6 protein-coding genes are annotated in these 3,155 nt (G+C 47.8%); 2 read left to right on the forward strand and 4 right to left on the reverse strand.

The window, feature by feature from the left end; genetic code table 11:
• Positions 1–631: replication initiation protein (locus G451_RS0120165; protein ID WP_027185665.1), on the forward strand; the 631-nt coding region annotated here is incomplete at its 5' end.
• An 11-nt stretch (positions 632–642) separates the two neighbouring features.
• Here G451_RS0120165 and G451_RS0120170 read toward each other — a convergent pair.
• Positions 643–1,170 (reverse strand): MerR family transcriptional regulator, encoded by a 528-nt coding sequence (locus G451_RS0120170; protein WP_027185666.1) that lies wholly within the window; start codon positions 1,168–1,170, stop codon positions 643–645.
• Positions 1,171–1,464: 294 nt separating this feature from the next.
• Between G451_RS0120170 and G451_RS35480 the strand changes: the two genes are divergently transcribed.
• Positions 1,465–1,692, forward strand: coding sequence for a hypothetical protein (locus G451_RS35480; protein ID WP_483782857.1), 228 nt, complete (start codon positions 1,465–1,467; stop codon positions 1,690–1,692).
• Positions 1,693–1,762: 70 nt separating this feature from the next.
• Here G451_RS35480 and G451_RS0120180 read toward each other — a convergent pair whose 3' ends face one another.
• The 3 genes from G451_RS0120180 to G451_RS0120190 form a co-directional block, all read right to left on the reverse strand.
• Positions 1,763–1,990, reverse strand: coding sequence for a hypothetical protein (locus G451_RS0120180; protein ID WP_027185668.1), 228 nt, complete (start codon positions 1,988–1,990; stop codon positions 1,763–1,765).
• A 24-nt stretch (positions 1,991–2,014) separates the two neighbouring features.
• Entirely contained in the window at positions 2,015–2,140 is a 126-nt protein-coding gene (locus tag G451_RS35220) for a hypothetical protein (RefSeq protein WP_281171575.1), read from the reverse strand.
• 420 nt (positions 2,141–2,560) lie between these two features.
• A complete protein-coding gene (locus G451_RS0120190; protein ID WP_027185669.1) occupies positions 2,561–2,827 on the reverse strand; it encodes a hypothetical protein in 267 nt (88 codons plus the stop codon).
• Positions 2,828–3,155 lie beyond the last annotated feature (328 nt).

Here is a 3,155-nt window from a genome sequence, read left to right on the forward strand (position 1 = left end):
AAAAACATATACAAGAATTAAAATGGCATCAAAACAACTGATGTCACGTGTTATAGAGGTCAAAAAAGAAACAGGATGGGCTCTATATAATGTGTTCTTAAAGGCTGAATACAACAACAAGGATGGATGCATACATGTCCAGTTTCATCCTGATATGAAAGAGCACTACCTAAATCTAAATGAACATTTCACTAAATACTCTTTGTATGAATATTTAATGCTGCCATCTACTTACAGCCAAAGACTTTTTGAAATATTAAAATCTTGGGATGATCAACCAGACTTCATTATTTCTGTAGAAGAACTGCAAGATATTCTTTTTGTGCCAGATTCGCACAGGAAAGACTATGCTGCGTTCCGTCGCCGTGTACTTGAGAAGGCACACAAAGACATACATAAGCATACTTCACTACGCTACGAGTGGGAACCGATCAAAACAAAAAATAAAGTAACTTCAATACGATTTATATTCTCAAAAAAGAAAGTTGAAGAGAAGAAGCGTAAAGATACGAGCACAGTAAACAACAGAACAGTGCTTGCGGCCAAGAGGTGCTTTGAATCCGGCACGTGCAACCCGACCAGGTCGAAGAAGTGTGAGGTCTGCCGTAGATACTTCAAAAGTTCTGTATAGCCCCGTATCTGCTAGGATTTCTCCTTAATCTTGTCTGCCATGTGGGCCTCGAACTCACGTTGCCTTCGCTTGCCCGCCACAAGCTCGGCTTCCAACACCCCCAGCTTGTTTTCAAGCGCCAAGCGGGCCTCTCGTTCCTGGTCGATATCAGCCTTGAAAGCTGCTTCCTGCTGAGCCAATCGTTGCGTCAACATTGCGATAGCTTCTCGCTGGTCCAGGATCATCCCAGCCATGTCCATGGGCACAAGATCATTGCCTTGCCGCTGTGTTGCCGACTTACTGCGATACTGCGCCATTGCTGTAGACGTATCAACCGGGAATCGTTGGGATAGACCCGCCTTAATTTGCGTCGCGTTATCACCGCGTTTGTAAGCTTTTTCGATGAACGCAAAGACTTTTACGGCCTCTGGCGGGTACATTCTGGTACGGCCTTCACCGCTCCAAGGAACGTACTCGGCGAACCGATCTCTCCACCAACGCAATGTGGATTCAGGACGGCCTAGCTTCTTGGCGATGTTTTTCAGGGTCAGAAGTTCCATGGACCGAAGGCATACGGTTTCGGCCCATCTCTGACAAGAGGGTTGTGCCCTACGGAGTTATTTGAAAAATAGTGAACCATGACAGTGGCTTATACTAAAGAGTGCTATGGAGTCCGTACCTCTGAAAGGCCATGCTAGCTTGCTCCTCAAGGTCAGAGGAGGTGTCACATATGCAACTTGTGACGGGGATGTTCCAACAAGAACATCCTTTAAATTAAACAACTTACGAAAGGAATATTTTTGAAGAAGACGAGACGTATTTTCAGACTGCGGCCAATTCCCGCCAAGCCAGCCATGAACCCGGTTGAAGAGGGAATCTACTTTAGCAGGTTAGAAGCATCAGGCCTGTCGAACAGCGCAATAGCAAGAAAGGTTGGAAAGTCAAGGGCTTATATTATTGAGCGGTTGCACCTGCACAAGGCAAGCGACAGACTCAAATCCATGGTTTTGGATGGCTCACTGTCGATCCGCCGGGCCACGGACCTAGCCAAATTTTTGAAGCATAGGACCGCGATGTCGTAAGGCCTTGATGGACATGGCCCGGCCTGTTTGTGCAAGTCGGGCCTTTTGTGTGTTTTTTTTAGATTAAGGATTAAAGAACATACTTTATGACAGCAATGACGAGGCCACCCGTGGCCATAAGCATGGCGGCCATACGAATCGTCAAGTCATCCTTCATCTTTCCCATGTCAACCCGCATCTTTTCGATGTCGGCCCTTAGACGGGCTTCCAGCTCGCGCAAGTCCGCCTGGAAAATCGCTTCCAGGTCTCGCAAGTCATGTTTCGTCGCGAGGCTTTCAAAGCTTTCTGAAAGAGTCATGCGGCCCCCTCTTGTTGGGTGGAGTTACGAAAAAATCTTCAAAGCGACCAGGATCGCAAGGACAACGGTGAGCATCCCGCCCATACGAAGTGTGAGCCGGAGTTCCATACCTTTCAGATCTGACTTGGTGGCGAGGCTTTCATAAATCATGGTGTGCCCCCTTGTTGGGTCAGAGATTAACGCAACGCCGGTCATCGTCAAGCGATGTTGGAGCGTTGAGGATTTTTCGAGGGGGTGGTATTTTCTTTGAATCAGCCTTAAAATCCCGTATCACTCTTGCCTGTGATCGTAGCACGAGTTGCACGAAAATCTGTTTATAAACTTCTATAGTTTGCGCCTATCGGAAACCCCGCGCTATATCTCAAATAAATTCCGTGTCTCCTAATGACCATTATGTTAACTTTGAAGGCTATTGGCGCACTATATCATGATATCCCAATCATTTACCTCATATTTTCAGGGCAAAAAACAGCCCTTTCACGAGCCTGAAATGTGCCCGCTATTGAAATTGCCGATAGGTCCGTTCCCTGCCAGAGTGCTGTCAGCGCATGGCAAAATGCTGGTCTGACCTCATTGCAGAGGAAGACGTTCCAGGACCGACTCAAAATCGAACGAACTCCACAGTGATGCATTCCGACGGTGTTCCCTCCAATTGAAGACGAATTGGATCAATACGTCGGCCTTCTCTTCGCCGAAGGCATTTTCAAGGCTTCGGACGTCGGCACACAAAAGCGGCTTGTCGCTAAATATCGTTTCAAGGAAGGCAATCAGGGCGTTGCCTTGATCCTCGCCAAAGGCTTCTCTCAGTTGCTGCACGTCGACATAAGAAACGTCCATATCTCGCCTCCTCATGGCCCATTAAACTCATTGCAAAGAGTCAGTTCCTCACTACCGCAGCGCCAGGGATCACGCAACGGTCTCAACAACCTACCCGTCTAATCAACCGAAAAAACTCGACCCTCGTTTGATGCAACGAAAGTGTGGTGATAAAATTCTAAAGAATCACGGTAAGATATATGCTTTGATGTAGCCGTGGATAAGCGGCTATCCTGAATGGCGAACAGCGATGCTTGACGATTCAGGTATGTCGGCTTGTCCTTGCCGCACACGCAAGGGGGGCTTGAGACCCACCCCCTACACGGGACCAGCGACCAGTCCATGGGGG

It is taken from the genome of Desulfovibrio inopinatus DSM 10711 (assembly GCF_000429305.1).
Lineage (GTDB): Bacteria > Desulfobacterota > Desulfovibrionia > Desulfovibrionales > Desulfovibrionaceae > Alteridesulfovibrio > Alteridesulfovibrio inopinatus.